Annotated in this window: 20 protein-coding genes and 8 tRNA genes; 12 read left to right on the forward strand and 16 right to left on the reverse strand. The window is 44.2% G+C overall.

Going from position 1 to position 23,619, the window contains the following annotated elements; all coding sequences use genetic code 11:
- Positions 1-4: 4 nt before the first annotated feature.
- The 9 genes from ACMXYS_RS11820 to ACMXYS_RS11860 all read right to left on the reverse strand — a co-directional run bounded on the left by ACMXYS_RS11820 (position 5) and on the right by ACMXYS_RS11860 (position 2,783).
- Positions 5-1,195 (reverse strand): hypothetical protein, encoded by a 1,191-nt coding sequence (locus tag ACMXYS_RS11820; protein WP_415896622.1) that lies wholly within the window; start codon positions 1,193-1,195, stop codon positions 5-7.
- Positions 1,170-1,580: a hypothetical protein gene (locus ACMXYS_RS11825; protein WP_415881825.1), complete on the reverse strand. Its 411-nt coding sequence runs from the start codon at positions 1,578-1,580 to the stop codon at positions 1,170-1,172. Before ACMXYS_RS11825 ends, ACMXYS_RS11820 begins: the two co-directional genes overlap by 26 nt.
- Before the next feature lie 149 nt (positions 1,581-1,729).
- Positions 1,730-1,805, reverse strand: a tRNA-Glu gene (locus tag ACMXYS_RS11830).
- Positions 1,806-1,831: 26 nt separating this feature from the next.
- Positions 1,832-1,906: transfer RNA gene (locus ACMXYS_RS11835), tRNA-Gly, on the reverse strand.
- Between the two features lie 33 nt (positions 1,907-1,939).
- Positions 1,940-2,015: transfer RNA gene (locus ACMXYS_RS11840), tRNA-Glu, on the reverse strand.
- Positions 2,016-2,041: 26 nt separating this feature from the next.
- Positions 2,042-2,116, reverse strand: a tRNA-Gly gene (locus tag ACMXYS_RS11845).
- Positions 2,117-2,148: 32 nt separating this feature from the next.
- A tRNA-Glu gene (locus tag ACMXYS_RS11850) sits at positions 2,149-2,224 on the reverse strand.
- Positions 2,225-2,600: 376 nt separating this feature from the next.
- Positions 2,601-2,675 (reverse strand) — tRNA-Gly (locus tag ACMXYS_RS11855).
- Between the two features lie 32 nt (positions 2,676-2,707).
- Positions 2,708-2,783, reverse strand: a tRNA-Glu gene (locus ACMXYS_RS11860).
- Between the two features lie 210 nt (positions 2,784-2,993).
- On the opposite strand from ACMXYS_RS11860, the gene ACMXYS_RS11865 reads away from it, so the two are divergent.
- The 12 genes from ACMXYS_RS11865 to ACMXYS_RS11920 all read left to right on the forward strand — a co-directional run bounded on the left by ACMXYS_RS11865 (position 2,994) and on the right by ACMXYS_RS11920 (position 16,901).
- Entirely contained in the window at positions 2,994-3,734 is a 741-nt protein-coding gene (locus ACMXYS_RS11865; protein WP_415896623.1) for a hypothetical protein, read from the forward strand.
- Between the two features lie 218 nt (positions 3,735-3,952).
- Positions 3,953-5,116 (forward strand): sugar diacid recognition domain-containing protein, encoded by a 1,164-nt coding sequence (locus ACMXYS_RS11870; protein WP_415896624.1) that lies wholly within the window; start codon positions 3,953-3,955, stop codon positions 5,114-5,116.
- A gap of 164 nt (positions 5,117-5,280) precedes the next feature.
- Positions 5,281-6,423: a glycerate kinase gene (locus ACMXYS_RS11875; protein WP_415881828.1), complete on the forward strand. Its 1,143-nt coding sequence runs from the start codon at positions 5,281-5,283 to the stop codon at positions 6,421-6,423.
- A gap of 250 nt (positions 6,424-6,673) precedes the next feature.
- A complete protein-coding gene (gene pyk, locus ACMXYS_RS11880) occupies positions 6,674-8,119 on the forward strand; it encodes a pyruvate kinase (RefSeq protein ID WP_415881829.1) in 1,446 nt (481 codons plus the stop codon).
- Between the two features lie 23 nt (positions 8,120-8,142).
- Positions 8,143-8,286 carry a hypothetical protein gene (locus ACMXYS_RS11885; protein WP_415881830.1) on the forward strand — a complete coding sequence of 48 codons (144 nt, stop codon included), beginning with the start codon at positions 8,143-8,145 and terminating at the stop codon, positions 8,284-8,286.
- Positions 8,273-9,559 carry a phosphopyruvate hydratase gene (gene eno / locus ACMXYS_RS11890; RefSeq protein ID WP_415896625.1) on the forward strand — a complete coding sequence of 429 codons (1,287 nt, stop codon included), beginning with the start codon at positions 8,273-8,275 and terminating at the stop codon, positions 9,557-9,559. The genes ACMXYS_RS11885 and eno overlap by 14 nt, the downstream gene beginning before the upstream one ends.
- A gap of 75 nt (positions 9,560-9,634) precedes the next feature.
- Complete coding sequence (locus ACMXYS_RS11895) at positions 9,635-10,705, forward strand: TRAP transporter substrate-binding protein (protein ID WP_415895774.1); 1,071 nt, start codon at positions 9,635-9,637, stop codon at positions 10,703-10,705.
- Positions 10,706-10,818: 113 nt separating this feature from the next.
- Positions 10,819-11,352, forward strand: coding sequence for a TRAP transporter small permease subunit (locus ACMXYS_RS11900; protein ID WP_415896626.1), 534 nt, complete (start codon positions 10,819-10,821; stop codon positions 11,350-11,352).
- Positions 11,352-12,737 carry a TRAP transporter large permease gene (locus tag ACMXYS_RS11905; RefSeq protein ID WP_415881834.1) on the forward strand — a complete coding sequence of 462 codons (1,386 nt, stop codon included), beginning with the start codon at positions 11,352-11,354 and terminating at the stop codon, positions 12,735-12,737. The genes ACMXYS_RS11900 and ACMXYS_RS11905 overlap by 1 nt, the downstream gene beginning before the upstream one ends.
- 236 nt (positions 12,738-12,973) lie before the next feature.
- Positions 12,974-13,711 (forward strand): MipA/OmpV family protein, encoded by a 738-nt coding sequence (locus ACMXYS_RS11910; protein ID WP_415896627.1) that lies wholly within the window; start codon positions 12,974-12,976, stop codon positions 13,709-13,711.
- Positions 13,712-13,973: 262 nt separating this feature from the next.
- Complete coding sequence (locus ACMXYS_RS11915; protein ID WP_415881836.1) at positions 13,974-15,296, forward strand: Na+/H+ antiporter family protein; 1,323 nt, start codon at positions 13,974-13,976, stop codon at positions 15,294-15,296.
- A 225-nt stretch (positions 15,297-15,521) separates the two neighbouring features.
- Complete coding sequence (locus ACMXYS_RS11920; RefSeq protein ID WP_415896628.1) at positions 15,522-16,901, forward strand: glycosyltransferase; 1,380 nt, start codon at positions 15,522-15,524, stop codon at positions 16,899-16,901.
- A gap of 113 nt (positions 16,902-17,014) precedes the next feature.
- Here the strand turns inward: ACMXYS_RS11920 and ACMXYS_RS11925 are convergent, their stop codons facing one another.
- The 7 genes from ACMXYS_RS11925 to pheS form a co-directional block, all read right to left on the reverse strand.
- Entirely contained in the window at positions 17,015-17,641 is a 627-nt protein-coding gene (locus ACMXYS_RS11925; protein ID WP_415896629.1) for a class I SAM-dependent methyltransferase, read from the reverse strand.
- A 240-nt stretch (positions 17,642-17,881) separates the two neighbouring features.
- Positions 17,882-17,958, reverse strand: a tRNA-Pro gene (locus tag ACMXYS_RS11930).
- A 79-nt stretch (positions 17,959-18,037) separates the two neighbouring features.
- Complete coding sequence (locus ACMXYS_RS11935) at positions 18,038-19,267, reverse strand: FIST signal transduction protein (protein ID WP_415881839.1); 1,230 nt, start codon at positions 19,265-19,267, stop codon at positions 18,038-18,040.
- Between the two features lie 161 nt (positions 19,268-19,428).
- Positions 19,429-19,782 (reverse strand): MerR family transcriptional regulator, encoded by a 354-nt coding sequence (locus tag ACMXYS_RS11940; protein WP_415881840.1) that lies wholly within the window; start codon positions 19,780-19,782, stop codon positions 19,429-19,431.
- Positions 19,760-20,065, reverse strand: a complete 306-nt coding sequence (gene ihfA / locus ACMXYS_RS11945) for an integration host factor subunit alpha (RefSeq protein WP_415881841.1) — start codon at positions 20,063-20,065, stop codon at positions 19,760-19,762. The genes ACMXYS_RS11940 and ihfA overlap by 23 nt, the downstream gene beginning before the upstream one ends.
- 20 nt (positions 20,066-20,085) lie before the next feature.
- Positions 20,086-22,482, reverse strand: coding sequence for a phenylalanine--tRNA ligase subunit beta (pheT, locus tag ACMXYS_RS11950; RefSeq protein WP_415896630.1), 2,397 nt, complete (start codon positions 22,480-22,482; stop codon positions 20,086-20,088).
- Positions 22,483-22,531: 49 nt separating this feature from the next.
- A complete protein-coding gene (gene pheS, locus ACMXYS_RS11955) occupies positions 22,532-23,515 on the reverse strand; it encodes a phenylalanine--tRNA ligase subunit alpha (protein WP_415896631.1) in 984 nt (327 codons plus the stop codon).
- Positions 23,516-23,619: the final 104 nt, after the last annotated feature.

Below are 23,619 nucleotides of genomic sequence, written 5' to 3' on the forward strand. Positions count from 1 at the left end.
TAGCTTAAAACCTATAGGTCGCTTGTAAGGAAAGCATATCCCAATCTTCAACCTCATCCTGGTCATTCGGATTTTCTTGAGCAGCTAACCAGCCTGTACCTTCAACTTTATGCCACTCTGCACGTAATAACCAATTTTGATTAGGCTTCCAACCAACCCCTAGCGTCCAATCAAAGGAAAATTGAGTATGAGCAGGCATACCTAGTAACGCTGCGGTATCCGTCCCATCACGGTCATCTTTGTCTAAATAAAGCATGTCACGACGTAAAAATAGTGTCAGATCAGATGTTAAACGGTGATCCAGCTGAAGATAAAAAGATTCTGTTGTATTTTCAGGAATTAATGCATAAACACCAGCTAAACTTCCCCAGTTAATTTCCTGTTGGAAATATTCACCTGTCAGGCTCCATTTCTGCCAGTTGTATTGCATAGACAGTACTGTAACATCAATATCTACACGCCCATCACCTGGGGCCCCCAGAGAAGGCGTATCAGGGCCATCAAAATCTAATTTAAAACCACCAATAGTAGCTGCAACCACAAAGCTATAATCACTTAAACTATATTCTGTGCGCCATAAATGCCCAGTGCTGTCGCTAAAAGCGCCATCCCAATTATTATTTAAATATGCGTATTCCACGTTTAGATCTTTACGTGGTTCCCCCATAACAAGTTCAGATTCCAAGGCACCATGATCAAACAGATAACGGCCGTACAATCTAAAACCGTCAGAAGACAATTCTAAGTTTCTGGCTTTATCAAAATATAAAGATTGTGGTAGAACTGCGGATGGACGAGTAAACGCCACATCTCGTGTCTTATTATAGAAACCAAAGGGATTCTTAATACGACCTACACTTATACCAAAAGACCCACGCTCACCTTCATAAACCCGATAATCAAGCAAGCCATAATCGACAGTGAGATCACCATCATCAACCTCACCTGCTCTACGTGACATTAACTGCCCAGTCAGCAGTAGACGATCACTTAAACGCCAAGAAGCATTTCCGGCAATTTCCCGAAAATCCCAACTGCCCGATTCACTATCACCGTAGAAGCTATTATCACTAGTATGGGTATATCCCTGAGTAATAAACCCATTAAATTCTATATCAGGTGCCCCTTGTACTGACATAGAAACGGAGGCCACTATGAGCAACAGCAACCTATTTAATCGTAATGACTTTAACATTCAGCCCTCCTTGGATCGATGTCATCACATAGCCTATAGCCCCTTTAGTTTGGGACACTCGTTGAAGCATTTCAGCTTCGGAATTAACCGTAATCGGTGATTGTCCCGCACCAGAAAAAACAGATCGATCCCAGATATTAGATAGCTGATAAGGGAATATACCCAAAGACTGCTTAACAAAAAGCTGATGTTCAGCTTGGTAAGGCGGAAGAATGAATACATGAACTGGCATGCCATCTGGCCAAGTTCGTGTACGCATGGAGAAGATTGAAAGCAAATATTGCTTCGACAGACTTTCCAGAGAGACCTCTGAATTGACTATCACCTCAGACAAAGCTGTCTTAGGTAGCAACAACAGCAGTAATAAAACCAGAGTTCTGATCATACAATGAAGCCAACCACATCCTATGTGAAACAGCCTGGTATTATACCCAAACGGCATAAATACCTTATCTGGCCGAATATTCGCTTAGTTTAGACTAAACACACACTCACTGCCCAGTAACTGAGGAAAAAATAAGCATAAAGGAGGAATGGCGTCCCATAGGGGGTTCGAACCCCTGTTACCGCCGTGAAAGGGCGGTGTCCTAGACCACTAGACGAATGGGACGCAACAAATTGTAAACTCCGAAGAGTTGGAGCGGGAAACGAGGTTCGAACTCGCGACCCCAACCTTGGCAAGGTTGTGCTCTACCACTGAGCTATTCCCGCAATCTCTTAAGATCAATATTCTTAAGAAGAGAATGGCGTCCCATAGGGGGTTCGAACCCCTGTTACCGCCGTGAAAGGGCGGTGTCCTAGACCACTAGACGAATGGGACGCAACAAATTGTAAACTCCGAAGAGTTGGAGCGGGAAACGAGGTTCGAACTCGCGACCCCAACCTTGGCAAGGTTGTGCTCTACCACTGAGCTATTCCCGCATATTTTCTTAAGATAAATAATCTAAAGAAAATGGCGTCCCATAGGGGGTTCGAACCCCTGTTACCGCCGTGAAAGGGCGGTGTCCTAGACCACTAGACGAATGGGACGCTGCTGTTCCTCAAAGGGTGTTCCCTTGTGAGGAGGCGCGTATATTAAAGAACTGATTCTGGTGGGTCAACCCTATTTTCAAGAAAAAATTGCAGTTTTTTTGTTATTGAAAAAATATTTAAAACAACGCTCAAAAATTAAACAAAAATCCACCTAACCTATTGGTTAGAAAGGCGTTATTAAGAACACCACCGAATTAGAAAAAACAAATGTAAGCATAATTGCTCAATCAACATTCAATTCATTGAAGTAAATGAATAATGCGACCGAACGGAAAGTCTAAACAAACAAATAGAAAACTTAAGGGAGAAAACAAACAATCGAGAGAGGATAAATTTCAGGCATAAAAAAAACCAGCAATAAGCTGGCTGCATTTGGAGCGGGAAACGAGGTTCGAACTCGCGACCCCAACCTTGGCAAGGTTGTGCTCTACCACTGAGCTATTCCCGCATATTCTTTTTAACTATAAGCTAGAAAGAAAATGGCGTCCCATAGGGGGTTCGAACCCCTGTTACCGCCGTGAAAGGGCGGTGTCCTAGACCACTAGACGAATGGGACGCTGTAGTTCCAGATAAGCTCTGAAAGCGGGGCATATAATATATACACCCCTTTGCAATTACAAGCACTTTTTTGATTTTTTTATCTATAAAATCAGGTGCTTTTTCGATAGTGTAAACTTACTTATATAGATAGAGCGTTATACAATCCTCTAACTTATTTAAGACTTTTGAAAAATCGCTTTTTCACTGACAGTCAGGACCTACTTTTATGAGCCCGACCTATATTGGACTTTTAATTCTACTTGGTGTCGCCGTTATGGCAGGAATTGGATTTGCCGTCCAAGATATCGAGAATAAGAAAAGAGAGCGTAGCCTGAGACTCATAACACTCAAAACAGCCATTCGTCGTGCCTCGCATCTATTTGAAGCCTTCCCCCCAATCCTTATTACAAGTGAGATCCACTCTTTACTAGTTAAATACATAGAGGTTCGCTGGAATGCTGTGGTCGAACTGGATGGATCAGAGTCCAACCGACAACAGCAAGCAGCTTTTCAATCGATGGTAAGCGCGGCTCAAGAACCTGTCAGCCACCCTTCCGGTTCAATGACGCTGTTTTCCAATCCAAATGAAGCAGCCAGAGCGCTTGGAGTTATTAAAGAGTTTGCTCAGTTTGTAAGCGAGATTAAAAACAAGGGTGAATTGAACGGCAATACCGCCGATCACCTAACCATGGAAGCTAAACGCATCTATAGTAGAATCGAAGTTGATATTGATCTTATGAGCGCAATAGAAACTGAACAGCAACAAGGCCCTGAAGTAGTTGTACATCATTACCGCAGCTGCTTTAGCAAACTCAATAACTTAAACCGCAATCAAGAACTAGATCGCCAGCTCTACGAAATTCGTACACATCTAACTCAGCTGGCCGAACAGATCGATCAAGCAAACGAAGAAAAGCGTATCGCGAAAGAGCAGGAAATAGACACTGGGAAAAAATTTAATTTCTAGATCCTATCGAATATGGCCTACATAATAGTAGGCCTCTGTTTTATACATTTTGCTCTTCAATATATAGCCACTCACTCTTACGAACACTTTTCCCCTCCCCTGAAAACACTTTATTAAACTCATTTATTAAATAGAAAATAATGGCAGCATCATAAGTCCATTCTTGGCGTATTCACCTACTCTGTATTAAGCTGCCCAAAAAGCTGTTACAGAAAACCATGTATATTGATCACCAAATTGCTCAAAAAATCGTAGATCGCTCGATGAAAATCATCGGTCATAACGTCAATGTAATGAACCACCAAGCAATCATCGTTGGTTCTGGTGATCCAGATCGGATTGATCAACTCCACGAAGGCGCCCTGCAAGTTTTAAATGCTAAAGCGGAGATCGATTTTGATTCCGACCAAGCTGAGTCTTTAACCGGTGTACAAGGCGGTATCAATATACCTATCACCAATGATGGACAGATTATTGGAGTTGTAGGAATTACTGGTAATCCCAACGAAGTGCGTAAATACGCCGACCTTGTTGTAATGACAGCTGAACTTGTTTTAGAACAAGCAATGCTCGCTGCGCAGGTACGCTGGGACCGACGCCTTCAGGAAAGTGTTATCGTGCGCTTGATTGAGGGAGGTTGGCAGAACGATACATTGTTCAACGATCGTGTTGAACGAATGAAAATAGATCTAAACATCCCTCGTGTTGCAATGATCGTTGATCTTAGATCTGCTGAAACACAAAAAGATATCTCCCTCTCAACCATGCAAGGGATTTTACGTCTACTAGAAAAACGTGATCCAGACACATTACTCGCTATATCAAGCCCAACTCAAATTGTTATTTTGCAAAAAATACTCTTACGCAATGAACATTGGGATTATCAAAAAAGCCAAGAACACCAAGAGAAATATCGTCTGCAACTCGCCAAGCAAACTGATATTAACTTCCACATCAGTCTGGGACAGTATTTTGAAGGTATAGAAGGTCTAGCTGAATCCTATCAAAGCGCACTCAAAACCCTTGAAGTCGGCAAGCTGAGCCATCCTAAACAACAACTATTTTCAGCCAGAGAGATGCTGTTGGATTTGGTTCTGAAAGACTCATTAGAAAGCTGGAGCGGCCCTCAATTATTAGCGGACTATGAAAAGCTGGTTAAAAAAGACAGTAATGGCAGTTTGCAAAAAACTCTGCAAGTCTATTTCGCTAATAACACAGACTTTTCACTCACAGCTGAAAGTCTGCATGTTCATCGCAACACTCTGCGCTACAGGCTTGAGAAAATTAATGATATCTTAGATATCGATCTTAAAAACCTTCAAGATCTCTTTCGTTTATACATCGCTACCCGATTAAGCGAATGGGATAACAAGCCGGAATAACTAATATCACCCTAAATTGTGCAATCTGACAAAAACAAAACTACTAAGCCTTTTTAATTTGTTTTTTTGTACGAAGCCGTCATCCCCACAACTTCGGATAATAATCCTTAAATCATTACTGGTTGTAGCACTTTGCTGTCACCCTGCATTGCTTAAGGATTGTTATGAAAATAGTTATTGCTCCAGACTCTTTTAAAGAGAGTCTTTCCGCACAGCAGGTAGCTGAAGCCATTAAACAGGGCTTTAGTCACATTCTTCCGCAGGCCGAATATATTCAACTTCCGGTAGCAGATGGTGGCGAAGGGACAACTGCCGCCTTGATTTCTTCCACACGCGGCTCTTTCCATCACACTCAAGTACAAGATCCACTTGGACAAACAGTTACTGCCACTTGGGGAGTTCTAGGCGATGGTGAAACAGCTGTCATTGAAACAGCTGCAGCTTCAGGCCTAGACCTGATTCCAATGAATCAGCGCAATCCGATGATTACCTCCAGCTACGGCACTGGCGAATTAATTCGCGCAGCTTTAGATAAAGGGGTTACTCGGATCATTTTTGGTTTAGGTGGTAGCGCGACCAATGACGGTGGCGCTGGAATCCTACGGGCCCTTGGTGCAAAGCTTCTAGATGCTGCGGGCCATCCTTTAGCCCCCGGTGGTGGCTCCTTACATAAACTAGCGGATCTGGATATCAGCCAACTCGATCCACGCTTAAAACATGTTCAATTTGAAGTAGCCTGCGATGTTGATAACCCTCTACTTGGACCAGAAGGAGCCTCAAGCACCTTTGGCCCACAGAAAGGTGCCAGTAAAGAACAGGTATCCCGTCTAGATCAAAACCTAAAACATTTTGCACAATTTCTAACGCGCGTTAGCGGCACTGATGTAACCCAAGTCCCTGGAACTGGGGCTGCAGGAGGCATAGGCGCAGCATTATGTGCTCTGTTTAACACTCAACTTAAAAGTGGAATTGAAATCGTCTTAAACGCTGTACAAATAGACCAACACTTGAAAGCTGCTGATTTGGTAATTACAGGTGAAGGCAGCATTGATAGCCAAAGTTTACGCGGCAAAACGCCTATTGGTGTTGCAAAGCGAGCTAAGCATTTTAACTGCCCTGTCATAGCGCTAGCTGGCTCCATTACTCCAGAACAAGCCCCTCTGAAAGCCTGTGGCATTGATGCCATATTTAGTGTTGTACCTGGCATCGTCTCTTTACCAGAAGCACTACAACAAGCAGAAATCAATCTACAAAATTGTGCCAAAAATATCGCAACGATCTGGGCATTTAACCACAGTAACATTTAAAGAATCACATCCTCAGGACCGCTCTGTGGCCCTGACCTCTTACAGCGCTTTGCTGTACTCTTGCCGGTCTGATACTCAGACCGGCTTTTTTTTACTCAAAATACGGCTATCTTTACTCACAACTCACTTTTGTACAAATGCACAAAAAACAGATCTGAATTAGCTATTAATTTTGTACACCTGCCGAGGCAGGTCCTTTCTCATCATCCGATAATGTGTTCATACCTAAAAGGCTACAGGAACACAGATCATGAGAAGAACAAAAATCGTTGCTACTCTTGGCCCAGCCTCTGATTCCCCTGCGGTAATCAGTCAGCTGATTCAATCAGGTGTCGATGTTGTCCGCCTGAATTTCTCCCACGGAACTGTGACTGACCATAAAATTCGTGCACAACGTGTACGTGAAGCAGCCAAATCGGCTAACCGCTACGTTGCAATATTAGGCGACCTTCAAGGTCCAAAAATCCGCATATCCCGCTTTGTTGATGGCAAAGTCCTACTCAAAGCAGGTCAGGCTTTTACCCTTAATGCAGAGTTGGATACAGACGCTGGCAACCAAGATCAAGTCGGGCTTGATTACAAAGGCTTAGTTGAAGACTGCCAAGCAGGAGACCTTTTGCTGCTGGATGATGGTCGCCTGACAATGCGCGTTGAAAAGATCTCCGCTCCAGAAATCCACTGCACCGTTGTCCTAGGTGGTTACCTATCTAATAACAAAGGCATAAACCGACAAGGCGGCGGATTATCAGCAGCCGCGCTAACAGATAAGGATAAAGCAGATATTTTAGCTGCCGCAGAGATCGGTGTGGATTACCTAGCCGTTTCGTTCCCTCGCGATGCCGCCGATATGCAGGAAGCACGCGCCCTGCTCACTCCGACAGGTAGTAGTGCCGGTTTAATAGCAAAGATTGAACGCGCTGAAACTGTCAGCAATCCAGAAGTACTTGATCAAATTATCGAAGCCTCTGATGGCGTTATGGTCGCGCGCGGAGACTTAGGGGTCGAAATTGGGGATGCCGAACTAATCGGTGTGCAAAAGCAGATAATCCAACGGGCACGACAATTAAACCGTGTAGTGATAACGGCAACCCAGATGATGGAATCGATGATCACGAACCCGATGCCAACCCGTGCCGAAGTTTTTGATGTCGCCAACGCAGTTCTGGATGGCACCGATGCAGTCATGCTATCAGCTGAAACGGCTGCTGGTGATTATCCGATCGAAACTGTTGAAGCCATGGTGCGTGTAATAGAGGGCGCGGAAACTCAACCTCAAACAAGAACCTCTGGTCACCGAATGCATCAATCATTCTCAAATATTGATGAAACCATCGGCCTGGCCGCAATGTATGCCGCCAACCACCTATCTGGGGTTAAAGCGATTATTGCGATGACCGAGACCGGTGCCACTCCGTTACTAATGTCTCGCATCCGTTCAGGCTTACCGATTTTTGCCTTAAGCCCTAATCAAGAAGCCTTGCATCGAGCAGCCATATTTCGTGGTGTCGTACCTCTATTTTTCGATGCCTCTTCCATATCTCACGAACAGATTAATCAGTCTGCTGTAAACAGCTTAATCGACGCAAAAATCGTCACCGAAGGTGATTTGGTCATGATCAGCAAAGGGGATTACCTCAATGTTCACGGTGGTACCAACACGCTAAAAATTGTTCGTGTTGGCAGTGATATCAAATAAGAAACATAACAGGAGGAGATGCCATGGAACCAACTAATACCTACGAACCCGCTGCTTGGCCGAGAGATTTTGACTTTCGAATAGAAGTGTCCGAGCAGCAAGAATTGCTAGAGATACCGCATCCCCCTGCGAATGAAACCGAAGGTAAAAGTCATGAGCAAGATTAAACAGATCATCGGTCGCGAAGTCCTAGATTCACGCGGTAATCCAACGGTTGAAGCGGATGTCATTCTGGACTCGGGCGTTTCTGCATCTGCTTGTGCTCCCTCAGGCGCATCCACCGGTTCCCGAGAAGCTTTAGAGCTACGGGATGGCGATAAAAAACGCTATCAAGGAAAAGGCGTTTTAAAAGCGGTTGCCAATGTAAACAGATCCATCAACCAAGCCCTACAAGGCATGGATTGTTTAGACCAGCAACAGTTAGACCAATGCTTGATCAATCTGGACGGTACTGAAAACAAAGCGAACCTGGGTGCCAATGCCACCTTAGCGGTATCTTTAGCTGTTGCTAAAGCGGCTGCTATCGAAAAGCAAATGCCTCTGTATGCCCACATTGCAGAAATGAATGGCACTCCCGGTGAATACCTAATGCCAGTACCAATGATGAATATTCTTAACGGCGGTGAGCATGCTGACAATAACGTGGATATTCAGGAATTTATGGTACAGCCACTGAATTTCAGCAGTTTTTCTGAAGCGTTGCGCTGTGGCACAGAAGTTTTCCATAGTTTGAAAACAGTACTACAACAACAAGGCTTAAATACTGCGGTAGGTGATGAAGGCGGCTTCGCTCCAAATTTAGGCAGCAATGAGCAGGCGTTAATCATTATTCAGCAGGCTGTTGAACAGGCTGGGTATCAACTAGGTACTGATATTAGCCTAGCATTAGATTGCGCTGCATCAGAATTTTACCAAGATAACCTCTATCAGCTAAGTGGTGAAAACAAGCAGTTTAGTGCCAGTGAATTCAGCAGCTATCTAGCTGAACTGGCTGCTAAATACCCAATTCGTTCGATCGAAGATGGCATGGACGAATCCGACTGGAAGGGCTGGTCAGAACTTACGCAAAAGCTAGGCGATAAAGTCCAATTGGTCGGTGATGATTTGTTTGTGACCAATAGCAAAATTCTACAACAGGGAATAGAACAGAAGGTTGCTAACTCAATACTGATCAAATTCAACCAGATCGGCACTCTATCTGAAACACTTGATGCTATTCGCTTGGCCAAAGCCGCTGGTTATAGCGTCATAATTTCTCACCGTTCAGGTGAAACCGAAGACACCACTATTGCAGATTTAGCCGTTGGTACTGCTGCGGGCCAGATAAAAACCGGGTCTTTATGTCGTTCTGATCGTGTCGCGAAATACAACCGCCTTCTTCGAATTGAAGCCGAATTGACCGGCGAAGCTCCTTATCCCGGAGCAACAATTTTTAACTAAGCATTACCTCAAGAACCCCATGCGAATAAGTCGATATCCGCATTACTACTATAAAAATAGAAACTGGAGTTACTTATGAAAACCATGAGAAAAACCATTCTGAGTACAGCGATTGTTGCAGCTACTGTATCAATGTCTTCCACAGTATTAGCAGAAGGCAGAGTACTGTTGAAAACACCGATTGCTTTTGCGACCAACCTGCCAGCATTAGGCTCTCCTATTGTTGAAGTAGCAGAACGCCTAAATAAGATTAGTGGTGGCAATATCAAAATGAAGGTGTATGAGCCAGGTAAACTTGTTGCTCCACCAGAAATCCTTGATGCCGTATCTACAGGTAAGATTAATTCAGGCTATGCAACGGCTGGATATTGGCAAGGTAAGATCCCAGCATCCGCATTGTTTTCAGCAGTACCGTTTGGTCCCGAAGCAGGTGAATACTTAGCTTGGTTGTACTATGGCAATGGCCGTAAGTTATGGCAGGAAATGTACGATTCTCATGGCTATAACGTACACAACATCCCTTGCGCCATTAATCCACCAGAAACCTCTGGCTGGTTCTCTAAACCGATCGAAAAACCGGAAGACCTTAAAGGCATCAATATGCGCTTCTTTGGCCTAGGCGCTAAGGTCATGGAAAAAATGGGCGTAGGTACGGTACAGCTACCTGGTGGTGAAATCTTTGGCGCCTTGGAAAAAGGTGCAATCGATGCCACTGAGTTTTCACTCCCACAAATTGACCAACGCCTAGGTTTTCATAAGATCGTAAAATATAACTACTTCCCAGGCTGGCACCAGCAAGCGACCCTGCATGAGCTGCTAATCAATAAAGATACTTGGAACAAGATGTCAGCTACACAACAGGAAATCATTGAAACTACCTGTAAAGCCTCTATTACGGAGTCATTGGCCGAAGGTGAAGCTAGCCAGTTTGAAGTACTAGCTAAGTCCGCAGAAAAAGGCGTTGAACTGCGTTACTGGAACGACACTATGTTAACAGCCTTCAAATCCTCTTGGGATGAAGTGGTGGCAGAGCAAAGTGAAAACGCTTTCTTCAAGAAAGTATGGGATGACATGAGTCAGTTCCGCGGTGGTTACGATTTATGGGAGTCTTTGGCTTACCTTCCACGTACTAAGCCTCAAGACTAAGCATCAAATAGCCTGATTCACACCGAGTCAGGTCTATGTCATACCCGTTCAGAACGGTTATTCAACCGTTCTGAACACCTCTTTTCTTTTCAGAATTTCCAAGGGTGGGTCCCGTGAATAATCTGTCTTCCTCTCATCAAGAGCAGGTTGCATTTGCTGATGCAATCGATCTGTTCATACGTAGGACTGGGATGCTTATCGCATCGGTATATGTCGTATTAGTGCTGGTGATCATCACCCAGGTGGTTCTGCGTAAAGGTTTTGCTAGTGGTTTAATCGCTTTAGAAGAGCTTCAATGGCATCTATACGCTGTCGGCGTTATGTTTGGTTTAGCTTATGCGCAGGTCAATAACGCCCATATCCGCGTTGATCTCCTCTACGGAAAATTCCGGTTGCGTACCAAAGCATGGGTCGAAATTTTGGGCATGCTATTTCTGGTCTTCCCTTTTATTGCCGTCGTATTTTTCCACAGTCTCGAATTTGTTCATTCCGCATGGATCATCAATGAGCATTCCGACGCCCCTTCTGGACTTCCATACCGCTGGCTCATTAAAGCAGTCATACCTGCTAGTTTTGGCCTTTTATTCCTAGCTTGTGTGTCACGATTTATTCGAGATATCTGCTTTTTGTTACGAGGTAAGCACTGATGGAAATCAATGAGATTCTTGTCATTGCGATGTTCCTATCATTCATCGCACTACTTTTTACCGGTATCCCCGTTGCCTACGTACTGGGTGGTATTGGCGTTATTTTTGCCCTAGTAGGCTACTTATCTGATATCTACTTAGGCACTTTAACTGGATTAGACTTCACCACCTTAGGGCTTGTAGTTAACCGTCTGTTTAAGATTATGGATAACTGGATTCTGGTCGCCCTGCCGATGTTCATTTTCATGGGCAATATGCTAGACAAATCCGGTGTAGCAGAGCAGCTGATGGAATCCCTACAGGAACTGTTTGGCAAAGTCCGCGGCGGCTTGGCTATCACTGTTACAGTGATCGGTATTATCCTTGCGGCCTCCACTGGCATTATCGGTGCGTCAGTAGTTCTACTCGCTATGATGTCACTACCGTCGATGCAAAAACAGGGTTACTCACTACCGCTTGCGTTAGGCACAATCGCCAGTGCTGGTACTTTAGGTATTTTAATACCGCCAAGTATTATGCTGGTGATCATGGCCGACCAATTAGGTTTGTCTGTAGGCGATCTGTTTATGGGTGCGGTATTCCCTGGCCTGATTTTGGGCGGTTTGTATATCGCCTACATCCTGATCACAGGCTTTATTAACCCTGAAGCGGCCCCAGTTCCTCAGGACGTCCAGCCTGTTACCATGAAGACGGTAATCAAGGTATTAAAAGCAATCACCCCAACAGTACTACTTATCTTCGTTGTTTTAGGTTCCATATTCGCTGGTATAGCAACGCCGACAGAGGCCTCAGGTGTAGGTGCCTTTGGTGCTACGCTACTTGCAATATACAATCGCAAATATAACTTCAAAGTATTAAAGGAAGTTTTACACGGCACTTACAACACTACGGCTTATATCTTTGCCATCTTTATCGGTGCTACCTGTTTCGCTCTGGTATTAAGAGAGTTGGGCGGTGATGAACTGATCGAAAGTTTCCTAACCGGCTTACCTTTTGGGGATTACGGCATTGTCGCGTTTATTCTGTTGATTATATTCCTGCTGGGATTCTTCCTCGATTGGATTGAAATCACGCTGATTATTTTGCCTCTATTAGCGCCAGTTATTTCAGCACTAGGATTAGATATCAACGGCTATGGCGTAGTGGATAACCCAGAATTGGTTTGGTTCGTCATGCTCGTTGCAATGGCCTTACAAACATCATTCCTCACCCCACCGGTAGGGTTTGCATTGTTCTACTTAAAAGGTGTTTGCCCGCCAGAGGTAAAACTTACTCAAATTTACCGTGGCGTGATTCCTTTCATCCTACTGCAATTAGCTGCACTAGTGATGCTCGTCTTCTGGCCTCAATTGGTAACCTGGCTACCCGCCTTTGCTTATGGCTAATAAAATTTAGATATCAGATACCTACAAAACTCCTCTTTATGAGGAGTTTTTGTTTTTACAATATGGATAAACACCTACTCGCCTATCTGTAATCCCTAATTTTGAGGTTATACCGATGCTGGCATCCTTAACCTCAAGCTAGTTAGTACAGGTTAATTCTTTCAAAGCACTCCCCTTCGCTTAGATTGAGTAACTGATTACTCACTCAGGAAGATCCTTTATAGGAGATAGGTAAATTGAAATCACAAATAGCGATAGTTACAGGCGTTTTATTAAGCTTCAACGCAGCAGCTGATGAAGAATGGATCTTCGGTATCGGTGCTGGGATTAAAAGTCACGAAAGTGCTTATCAAGGTGTAGGCACTGAAACCTTTGTATTTCCAACTCTGTACGCACAAAAAGGCAACTTTTTGTTAGTAGGCAACAAAGCCCAATACAGCCTTTACGGTAATAGTAAATTCCAAGTCAATCTATTGGGCCAATACCGTTTCGAAGGCTATGAAGCTGATGATTCATTTGCCCTAAATGGCATGGTAGAACGTGATGGCGCACTCGAAGCAGGTATCAGTGCAACGCTCGACACACACTACGGTATCCTGTCAGCCTCTTTTTTGACAGATATCTCAAATACTCACGAAGGACATGAACTATCTGTAGGCTGGACTAAACCTTATCAGCTTAATGCCAAGTGGATGGTTAAACCCTCAATGGAACTAAGCTGGCGAAGTGATGACCTGAACAATTATTACTACGGCGTAAAGTCGAACGAAGCAACCGCACAACGAGCTGTGTACAAAGCAGATAGCAGTATGAGCTACCGAGCAGGTGTGGATGCTTTTTATGTAGTGGATAAGCAGCAAACTATCCAGATGGGTATCGGCGTTAATGGTTGGGGCAGTGAGGTAGAGGATAGCCCTATTGTTGATCGCAGCAACAGCCCTGAAGTAAAAGCAGCTTACACTTTCCGTTTCTAGTCGATCTAGTTGGAGGTTACGGCAGATAAATAACAGGCCACTTTTATATTGCCGTGACCTCAACTCTATATTTCAACTACCCATTACCAATCCCTTTTATCTGTAGTATTTCGCCCTGAATTTCGTAAAAAAACTAGGCTAATAGCACGAGAAAAAAGTAATTTTAGCCGCTAAACCTGTTTTGAATTTTACATATTGACTCCCCTACGCTCTTCCCCCATGGTGCGCCCTTTTTTTAAAATGTGGAGCCCTAGGCTTAACTATGAACGCAGTGATTATTGCAGTGCTAACCATGTTGGTACTGAGCCTTTTTAGAACCCATGTGGTTATTGCTCTTTTGATTGGCGCGCTTGTCGGCGGCTTGTCAGGAGGATTGAGTCTAGATGCTACAATCAATGCTTTTAATGCTGGGATTGGCGGCGGCGCAAGCGTTGCCTTAAGCTATGCATTGCTTGGTGGCTTTGCAGTCGCAATTGCACAATCAGGCCTACCACACTTGTTAGCGAATAAAGCAATAACAGTGATTGGGCAAGATCCTACACCAGCACGCGTCAACAAGATCAAAACACTGCTACTCCTAATCATCTTAGCGGTAGCCATTTCGTCACAAAACTTAATCCCGATCCATATTGCGTTCATCCCACTTTTAATACCACCTTTGCTTCTAGCGATGAGCAAACTGAAATTGGATCGACGTTTAATTGCCTGCGTACTGACCTTTGGCCTAGTAACCCCTTATATGCTTTTACCGGTAGGCTTCGGAGGAATATTCCTTAACGAAATTCTACTTAAACATATCGGTCAAGGCGGACTCGATACAACAGGCATCTCTGTGATGCAAGCGATGAGCATACCTGCTGCAGGCATGTTGTGTGGACTATTGATCGCAGTTTTCATCAGTTATCGCGGGAAACGTCGATATGATCAGTCAAAGATCAAAGCTGTCGAAAACAACGTTAATGACTTTAATTCTAAGAGTATTGTCGTTGCTCTGTTAGCAATCGGTGTAGCCTTCGTAACACAGCTGGTAACCAACTCCATGATCATGGGGGCCATGCTTGGCTTTATTCTATTTACCGTTACTGGCGTGATCCGCTGGAAAGAATCTGACGGCGTATTGACTGATGGCATGAAAATGATGGCAACCATTGGCTTTATCATGATTGCCGCGTCAGGTTTTGCTGAGGTGCTTAAAGAAACCGGTGATATCGCAGCGCTAGTGACAAGCTCAGTTGACGTTATTGGCCAAAATCAACCGATAGCGGCCTTCTTGATGTTATTGGTGGGTTTATTGATCACTATGGGCATAGGCTCATCGTTCTCAACAATCCCAATTATTGCAGCTATCTACGTACCATTAGCTATTCAGTTAGGCTTTAGCCCTTTAGCTATCGTTGCTCTAGTCGGCACAGCTGCAGCTTTAGGTGATGCGGGCTCCCCTGCGTCTGACTCGACCCTAGGCCCAACATCAGGCTTAAACGTCGATGGGCAACACAACCATATCTGGGATACGGTTGTACCGACATTCTTGCACTACAACTTACCTCTACTCGCCTTTGGTTGGTTTGCAGCAGTAACGTTATAAAAGCACAGAACAGGCAGGCCTTAGCTTATGCAAGGCCTGTACCCTGCCACCGATAGCACAGCTTCGATCTATATCCACTCTTTAGCAAAGACAAAGACAAGAACAAGACCTAAGGACTAAGGACTAAGACTAAGGATCTATTAAAATTACTTTATTAGTCGAACAACTAGGAGCATAATCCGCGCCAAATTTTTAAAACGCCCTTCGGGGTTTCGAGATATTAGCATGTTGCAGAAAGGCCGAATTTCTTCTCGATCGATTATCAATACAGTCATCGCGTACAGCATAACCGGCTTTATTCTATGCCTTGCCTATACACAGACCATCCAGGCAAACCAAGAAACTGACTTTTTAGCCAACTATCGCCTAGTATTAACGCTTGTACTCATCCCAATTATCATAAAGTTCTTGATCCAACTGATCGCAGCCCCCCTCTCAGGAGTCATTGATTTCTTTCGAGACAAACCGGCTTTAGGCCAAGAACCTTCGGTGAGTGTATTAATTCCAGCATGGAATGAAGAGGTTGGTATTATGCATACTCTACGATCTGCGTTAGCTGCCGACTATAACAATTATGAAGTGATCGTCATCAATGATGGATCAACTGATAAAACCCACCAGCTCCTGAGTGAATTCATTGCACAGTTCAATCCCAACAACACAATAAAACTACGTTACTTTGCACTAGAGAACGGGGGCAAAGCCAAAGCGCTAAATCATGCACTAAAGCACGCGAAAGGAGAGATTGTCCTCACTATCGACGCTGACAGCCTAATGCACCCCAAGGCTATTCAGAACATAGTGAAGAAATTTTCATCCAACAAGGTAGCTGCTGTTGCAGGTAACGTAGCCATCGGTAATGGCCATGCTGGGCTCGGGATTATCCAACAACTCGAATATCTCTGTGGCTTCTTTATGAAAAGAGCTGATTCTGTTTTCAATGCGGTTTACATTATTGGCGGAGCCGCTGCAGCATATCGCCGATCCGTACTTATTGAGGCAGGTGGATTTGATCACAGTATCATTACTGAAGACATTGAAATATCTACCCGTATTCTAGGCATGGGTTATCACTGCCGTTACGCACCTGATGCCATCATTTATACAGAAGGCCCTTCGGATCTAAAGAGCCTTTGCAATCAACGTTTACGCTGGAAGTACGGGCGCTTTCAAACCTTTATCAAACATCGTCAACTTTTTTTTAATAGTTCGAAAACCAATAACTATTATCTGTCCTGGTTACTGTTACCAACTGCGCTTTATGCCGAGTTTCTATTATTACTAGAGCTTCCCTTGCTAACCCTATTTTTCACCTACATTATTTACACCGGTGACTATATCACCCTAAGTCTTTGTATATTACTAATCTCGGCGCTTGTTAGTTTCCAGACTTCGTATGATTCCCAGCCACGTTTCCATATGCGGATGCTCTATTACGCTCCCATCGCTTGGCTAATCTGGTATGTCGTCGATGCGATCGAGTTCCAAGCACTCCTCAGAAGCTTAAAGCGACTAAAACGCAAAGAAGGCCTTCAATGGCAATCATGGAGTAGAACAGGATTAGCGAACCCATCACCTACTGAGCCTGATAAGCCGATGCTATAACGGAAACACTCTACTCATTCGACTCATTTAATTGATTCTGAATTGGCCATCGTTCACGGCTGTTTTAAATAAGACTCTCAAATAAAGAAAAGAATTAACAAAAACCGACAACCTCAACGCTGACTAACAATTGCCAACCAAGGCTGTTGCGCACAAGGTAAACCTTCTGGGCGATAATAATGATCAAGAATACGAAAACCTGCATCCTCTAGATATTGAGCAGTCACCTCTAACTCCATATAGTGACCAAAACGCTCACCATTCCACCCTTCCGCCGCTCCTCTTGGGTTTGAAGTAAATAAGATCCCATTTGGTTTCAACGCAATATAGCATTTAGACAAAACCTCACCGAGCATCTGACTGGGGACGTGGAACATAGAAGCATTAGCAAAAATTCCATCAAAGCACTCTTCCCCTAAATCGAGATGACAAAACGACTGATTCAGCACAGGGCAACCACTATGTAATCGGGCCATCTCACAGAAAGTCTGACTTCCATCGAGCCCAGTAGGAAAATGACCTAAGGCTTTAAAAGAAAGAAGATCGCGGCCAGGCCCACAACCGAAATCTAAAATTTCCAGCCCTTTTCGTTGCGGTAATGCACCTAATAAAGCATCAATATTCTGGCTAACATCATGATCACGTGTACCTTGCCAAAAAGACGCTGCATTCGATTCATAATGCCCTAGAGTCACACGTTCGATTTCGCTTAAACTTTCTTTACTATAGCGATTGCCCATATAGAAATTCACACAAATGATTTTTTAAAATTGTCTTTTAAAATAATGACATTAACTTACTCAGCACTCTATCTTAGCCCGCATCAAATGAATCAATGCAAAATCAAATGAACCAGACATAACAAGATTGGCTTGTTCAGCACAGACAGGATGCCGAAAACGTTAAGCTTGTGGCACACACCATCAAACGCCAATACCTCATAGCGACTAGCTTAAAAAAATCATAGTATTATTAAGAAATGGTCGGGATGATAGGATTTGAACCTACGACCCCCTGCACCCCATGCAGGTGCGCTACCAAGCTGCGCTACATCCCGACTAAGATCTTGAAAATGAACACTTTCAAGTGGCGGTTATCTTAACTGAACACTCTGAATCTGGAAAGATTTTTTGCGTTTATTGAGTGATAACCTCTTCGCCTATCACCATGATGGTAGCCGTCTGGTTATAGTGACCGATTGAACCACCCTGCGTCGCCCCTTGTTCGCCAAACGTATTAAAACCAATCACAGGCACATCCTCACCACAAACTTCTTGAACCAAGCAGATATCATCCACATCTAAACGTGCTTTTAATAGATGACGTAAGATACAGTTAAAAATAATTACTGCGCCGATCTTCTTGGGGCTACCGGCATCGATGATCGCCTTCTGCAACGTCTCCTTGAAACGCTCTTTCGCAATCTCAGCATCCGTTTTCATTTCACGCAGGAATGCGCCCTTCGGAATTTCTGCATAAAAACTAACACCACCATCATCATGAACCTGCTGAGCACTCTTAATAGTATATTCAGCGAAAACATCGGATGACTTAATGCCAAAAGGATTTTGAATAAACAGCTCCGGGGTCAGTTCTTCTCCACCCAACAGTTTCTGAAGTACTTCTGTGGCAGGCTTACCATTGAGCATCTGCACAGTCCGCCCTTTAGCTTGAGTTACTACAGCGCCTTTATTAGCTGCCACATAAGGATGACCCATAGCGGTACCAATTTTTAAGCCACTGCTAAAGCTCGCAACAACCGCAGAGTCTTGATAAACACCATTGCTGATTTGATAACTTTTAGTATCTGAGAAATCTGTAGCTGTTGAACCACCAATGACTTGGGAGACCGTCCCTGTTTCTAAAATGAGACTGCGTAAAAAAGCTTCTTCTTGGGCAGAAGTGCCATCAGGTAAAACCATATTAATGCAGGGCTTTATTCTAGAGACTTCTTTTGCCCCTTTACTGTCTAAGGCAATGGCCATTAAAGACATGACAGCGGGGTTTGAGAGTAAGTTTGAATAAGCTTCGCGAATAGCCTCTTTTGCAGCTTGTTCAGGTTGCTTTGATAAGTTTTGACCGACGCCTAAACCGACGCTGAAATAAGCGCTCTGTAGCGTCATTACAACAACGCTTGACTCCTGCGGCCCTTGCTTAAGGCTAGAAATTTCTCCCCAAGAACTACCGCCTACAATGGGAACAACATCTCCTACAACTGACCTAATGTCACTGTAAACTTTCTCAATATCCAAAGAGAAACTAACAAAGCAGATCACCAAATCTGGTTTAGGTGTGGACTCCATTGCCTGACTCGCAGCCTCTGCAGCATCTTCAGCATGCCCTAGACCTACTCTTAAAATCGCCATTTTGACATTCCTTGCATGTTCACCATTAATAGATCCTAATCAAGCGGTAGATCACAGCCAACAGCTAAGGTACGAAACAGTGCCAAAGTTTAAGTAGAAATAAACTATATAAGTAAAACGGGCGTTTAATAGAGAGGTAGAAATTAAGCACTAAGAGAACACTAGCGCTTAATAGATTCCAATAGATCTTCTAATTCGGAGATAGTTTGTCGAAGCAATTGCTTGTATTGGCTTTGATCATCTTCATTATTGTCACCCGCAAGATACTGTTTAGCACCACTTAGGGTGTAACCTTGATCGTGCAACAAGCTTTTGATCTGACGGATCAACAAAACATCCTGTCGTTGGTAATAACGGCGATTGTTTCGTTTTACAGGCGAGATTTGCGAAAACTCTTTCTCCCAATAACGCAATACATGCGCCTTGAGGTCACAAAGCTTAGCAACTTCGCCAATCGTAAAATAACGTTTACCCGGGATCGGGTTGGGATCGTTACTCTGGGGTGTCTCCAGCATAGGTTTCGACACGGTCCTTCAGTTTCTGACCTGGGCGGAAAGTTACAACACGGCGAGCCGAGATAGGCACTTCTTCCCCAGTTTTAGGATTCCGGCCCGGTCTTTGACGCTTATCGCGGAGGTCAAAGTTACCGAAGCCGGACAATTTTACCTGCTCGTTAGCAGCCAGACATGCCCGGATTTCATCAAAGAACGATTCCACCATCTCTTTGGCTTCACGTTTATTTAATCCTAGCTCTTCGTTCAGGCGTTCCGCCATTTCAGCTTTTGTTAACGAGCCCATGATAAATCACCTTTCGCTGCTTATTCTCGCAATGAGGCACCAAACTCACTGGCTAGTGCAGAAATAACCGCACTTGTGGCGCTGTTTATTTCTTCATCATTAAGAGTGCGCGAAGGATGCTGCCACGTCAAGCCCACAGCAAGACTTTTTCTACCTTTTTCAATACCTTGGCCTTGGTAAACGTCAAAAAGCGTTACTTCTTTAACGAATTCACCCGCTTCTTTTTCAGCCAATTGACGTACTGAATCGAAAGCTACGCCTTCATCTACAATAAGTGCTAGATCACGACGAGACTCTGGGAATTTAGAAATTTCTTGGTAACGAGGCAGTTTGCCTTGAGTCAAAGTAGCTTGGTTAATCTCGAAAAGATAAACAGCACCATTCAGACCCAACTCTTTAACCAAGTTAGGATGCAATGCACCAATGTAACCAACTTTTTCGCCATTACGTTCAATACGCGCAGTCTGACCTGGGTGCAAAGCAACATGACGATCAGCTACAAACGAAAACTCATCTTCAGCTCCACCTAAGGAAAGTAGGCTTTCTAGATCACCTTTGATATCAAAGAAATCAACTTGATCTTTACCCGCATTCCAACCTTCAGGATCTCGCGCACCTGCTAGCAAACCAGCCACTACGTTTTCCTGAATGATCTCATCACCAGAAGTTGGTAGGAAACGCTGGCCGCTTTCAAATAAGCGAACACGCGCTTGCTGACGGTTCTGGTTGTACTGCAACACTTTTACTAGACCTGGCCAGATAGTCGTACGCATCACTGCCATTTCAGCAGAGATTGGGTTAGCCAGTGCTATACCTTCGAATTGGTCATCGAACTGCTTTTGTAGGCCAGCTTCAATAAAACTGTAAGTAATCGCTTCCTGATAGCCACGTGCGATCAACGCACGACGCACATTCTGGATCGTTACTTTAGTTTCATCGTTTGCCTTGATTGGCATAGACGCTGTTGGCGTACGTACAGGTAGGTTGTTGTAGCCGTATACACGCGCTAATTCTTCGATCAGATCCACTTCAATTGCGATATCAAAGCGATAAGATGGAACAGAAACGTGCCACTCACCTTCCGTAGAAGTCTTCTCTACAACCAAACCAAGACGCGTTAAGATCTCTTCAATCTCGTCAGCTGGCATTTCAAACGCCAGCATCGCATTGACTTTGCTATGACGTAGGAATACCTGACGTGCAGCAGGTAACTCATCTTGATTAACAGTTTCAACAGCTGGACCAGCTTCACCACCAACAATCTCAAGTAGAAGCTCTGTAGCGCGATTAATTGCCTGATTTTGCAACTGCCAATCTACACCACGTTCAAAACGGTGAGAAGAATCTGTATGCAAACCATAAGAACGCGCACGACCCGCAATAGAGATAGGGTTAAAGAATGCGCTTTCTAGGAAAATATTTTGCGTTTCAGAAGTTACGCTGGTCGGCTCACCACCCATAATACCAGCCATAGCAACAGGGCCATTAGCGTCGGTAATTGCCAACGTATCAGCATTAAGCTCAACTTCTTCACCGTCTAAAAGCGTTAGCTTTTCACCCTGCTCCGCACGGCGAACAACAATACCACCGGATAGTTTATCCAGATCGAAAGCGTGCATTGGCTGACCAAGCTCAAGAAGGATATAGTTCGTTACATCTACAACTGGATCGATGCTACGTACACCAGAGCGCTCAAGCTTCTGTTTCATCCACAATGGTGTTTCTGCTTGTGGATTGATACCACGAATAACTCTGCCAACATAACGTGGGCAGTCAGCTGCATCTTTTAACTCTACTGGGAAAGTCGCATCGATAGTGGCTTCAACTGCATTGTCAGCAACAAAAGTAACTGGCGCTTTATTTAGCACACCCACTTCACGTGCTAAACCAGAAATACTTAGACAGTCACCACGGTTAGGCGTTAGATCTACATCGATAACTTTATCATCTAGATTTAGGTATTCACGAATACAAGTACCTACAGGCGCATCCGCTGGAAGCTCCATGATGCCGTCGTGATCATCTGAAATACCTAGCTCATCTTCCGCACATAGCATGCCAAAAGACTCTACCTGACGTAGTTTAGCTTTTTTAATCTTAAACTCTTTGCCATCTGGAGTCGGTAGTACCGCACCCACAGTAGCGAATGCTGTTTTTAAACCGGCACGCGCATTAGGTGCACCACACACAACCTGTGCAACTTCACTACCATTAGTGACTGTGCAAACCTGAAGCTTATCTGCATTTGGGTGCTGCTCAGCCGTTAGGATTTCACCTACGATAACACCAGTAAAATCTTTAGCTGCTGCTTCAACTTCGTCTACTTCCAGACCTGCCATTGTGACTTGATCAACTAGCTCCTGCGTACTGATTGCAGGGTTAACCAACTCGCGTAACCACTTTTCACTGAATTTCATTTTGCTTTCCCGAAAATCCTGTTAATAACCGCTTAAAACGTTGTCTTGATCAGTTGAACTGATTCAGGAAACGCAGGTCGTTTTCAAAGAATAGACGCAGGTCATTTACGCCGTAACGCAACATAGCCAAACGCTCTACACCCATACCGAAAGCAAAGCCGGTGTACTCTTCAGGGTCGATACCTGAAGCTTCAAATACTTTAGGATGCACCATCCCGCAACCTAGTACTTCCAACCATTTACCATCACCACGATCGATATCAACTTCGATTGAAGGCTCTGTGAACGGGAAGTAAGACGGACGGAAACGAACGCGAACATCTTCTTCGAAGAATTCACGTAGGAACTGTTCTAGTGTGCCTTTTAGGTCAGCAAAGCTGATATCTTTATCAACAATCAAGCCCTCTACCTGATGGAACATCGGAGAGTGCGTTTGATCGTAGTCACAACGATATACACGGCCTGGGCAGATAATACGCAGTGGTGGTTCTTGCGATTCCATTGTACGTACCTGAACACCTGAAGTGTGCGTACGTAGAAGTGTATTCGCATTGAAATAGAATGTGTCGTGCATAGCACGAGCCGGATGATGTGAAGGGATATTTAGCGCTTCGAAGTTGTGGTAATCATCTTCGATTTCTGGACCTTCTTCTACCGTATAGCCGATACCACCGAAAAACTCTTCAATTCGTTCCATGGTTTTCGTCACAGGGTGTAAACCACCTAGTGCTTGACCACGTCCCGGTAAAGTTACATCAATTGTTTCAGCAGCAAGCTTGCTTTCTAGAGCCGCTGCTTCTAGTGCAGCTTTACGCTCATTAATAACTTCTTGCAGAGCTTGTTTAGCTTCGTTGATCTTAGCACCAGCTTGTGGGCGTTCTTCTGCAGATAGCTTGCCTAAGCCTTTAAGAAGTGCAGTAAGTTCACCTTTTTTACCCAAGTATTGAACGCGAACATCGTCCAACTGCTGAGTAGTAGTTGCCGTAGCGACAGCTTCAGTACCTGCTGCCAAAAGGCTTTGAATGTTTTCCATTATCCGGCTCCGAATAGAAGGATAAATACGGTAATTGGTTAGTAATCAGTTACTTTGCCAAATGTTCCGCAGAAAACTGGGCAAAATAACCGAAAAAATAGGGG

This window comes from Neptuniibacter sp. QD57_21 (assembly GCF_047778075.1).
In the GTDB taxonomy this organism is placed as follows: domain Bacteria; phylum Pseudomonadota; class Gammaproteobacteria; order Pseudomonadales; family Balneatricaceae; genus Neptuniibacter.

What these genes read in the sequence shown, in the direction of transcription:
- ACMXYS_RS11885 (WP_415881830.1), top strand. Translation starts at nt 8,143, where the DNA reads ATGGAACCAACTAATACCTACGAACCCGCTGCTTGGCCGAGAGATTTT.
- ACMXYS_RS11820 (WP_415896622.1), bottom strand. Translation starts at nt 1,195, where the DNA reads ATGTTAAAGTCATTACGATTAAATAGGTTGCTGTTGCTCATAGTGGCC.
- ACMXYS_RS11920 (WP_415896628.1), top strand. Translation starts at nt 15,522, where the DNA reads ATGTTGCAGAAAGGCCGAATTTCTTCTCGATCGATTATCAATACAGTC.
- ACMXYS_RS11905 (WP_415881834.1), top strand. Translation starts at nt 11,352, where the DNA reads ATGGAAATCAATGAGATTCTTGTCATTGCGATGTTCCTATCATTCATC.
- ACMXYS_RS11915 (WP_415881836.1), top strand. Translation starts at nt 13,974, where the DNA reads ATGAACGCAGTGATTATTGCAGTGCTAACCATGTTGGTACTGAGCCTT.
- ACMXYS_RS11925 (WP_415896629.1), bottom strand. Translation starts at nt 17,641, where the DNA reads ATGGGCAATCGCTATAGTAAAGAAAGTTTAAGCGAAATCGAACGTGTG.
- ACMXYS_RS11940 (WP_415881840.1), bottom strand. Translation starts at nt 19,782, where the DNA reads ATGCTGGAGACACCCCAGAGTAACGATCCCAACCCGATCCCGGGTAAA.
- ihfA (WP_415881841.1), bottom strand. Translation starts at nt 20,065, where the DNA reads ATGGGCTCGTTAACAAAAGCTGAAATGGCGGAACGCCTGAACGAAGAG.
- ACMXYS_RS11870 (WP_415896624.1), top strand. Translation starts at nt 3,953, where the DNA reads ATGTATATTGATCACCAAATTGCTCAAAAAATCGTAGATCGCTCGATG.
- ACMXYS_RS11895 (WP_415895774.1), top strand. Translation starts at nt 9,635, where the DNA reads ATGAAAACCATGAGAAAAACCATTCTGAGTACAGCGATTGTTGCAGCT.
- pheS (WP_415896631.1), bottom strand. Translation starts at nt 23,515, where the DNA reads ATGGAAAACATTCAAAGCCTTTTGGCAGCAGGTACTGAAGCTGTCGCT.
- pheT (WP_415896630.1), bottom strand. Translation starts at nt 22,482, where the DNA reads ATGAAATTCAGTGAAAAGTGGTTACGCGAGTTGGTTAACCCTGCAATC.
- ACMXYS_RS11825 (WP_415881825.1), bottom strand. Translation starts at nt 1,580, where the DNA reads ATGATCAGAACTCTGGTTTTATTACTGCTGTTGTTGCTACCTAAGACA.
- eno (WP_415896625.1), top strand. Translation starts at nt 8,273, where the DNA reads ATGAGCAAGATTAAACAGATCATCGGTCGCGAAGTCCTAGATTCACGC.
- pyk (WP_415881829.1), top strand. Translation starts at nt 6,674, where the DNA reads ATGAGAAGAACAAAAATCGTTGCTACTCTTGGCCCAGCCTCTGATTCC.
- ACMXYS_RS11865 (WP_415896623.1), top strand. Translation starts at nt 2,994, where the DNA reads ATGAGCCCGACCTATATTGGACTTTTAATTCTACTTGGTGTCGCCGTT.
- ACMXYS_RS11935 (WP_415881839.1), bottom strand. Translation starts at nt 19,267, where the DNA reads ATGGCGATTTTAAGAGTAGGTCTAGGGCATGCTGAAGATGCTGCAGAG.
- ACMXYS_RS11875 (WP_415881828.1), top strand. Translation starts at nt 5,281, where the DNA reads ATGAAAATAGTTATTGCTCCAGACTCTTTTAAAGAGAGTCTTTCCGCA.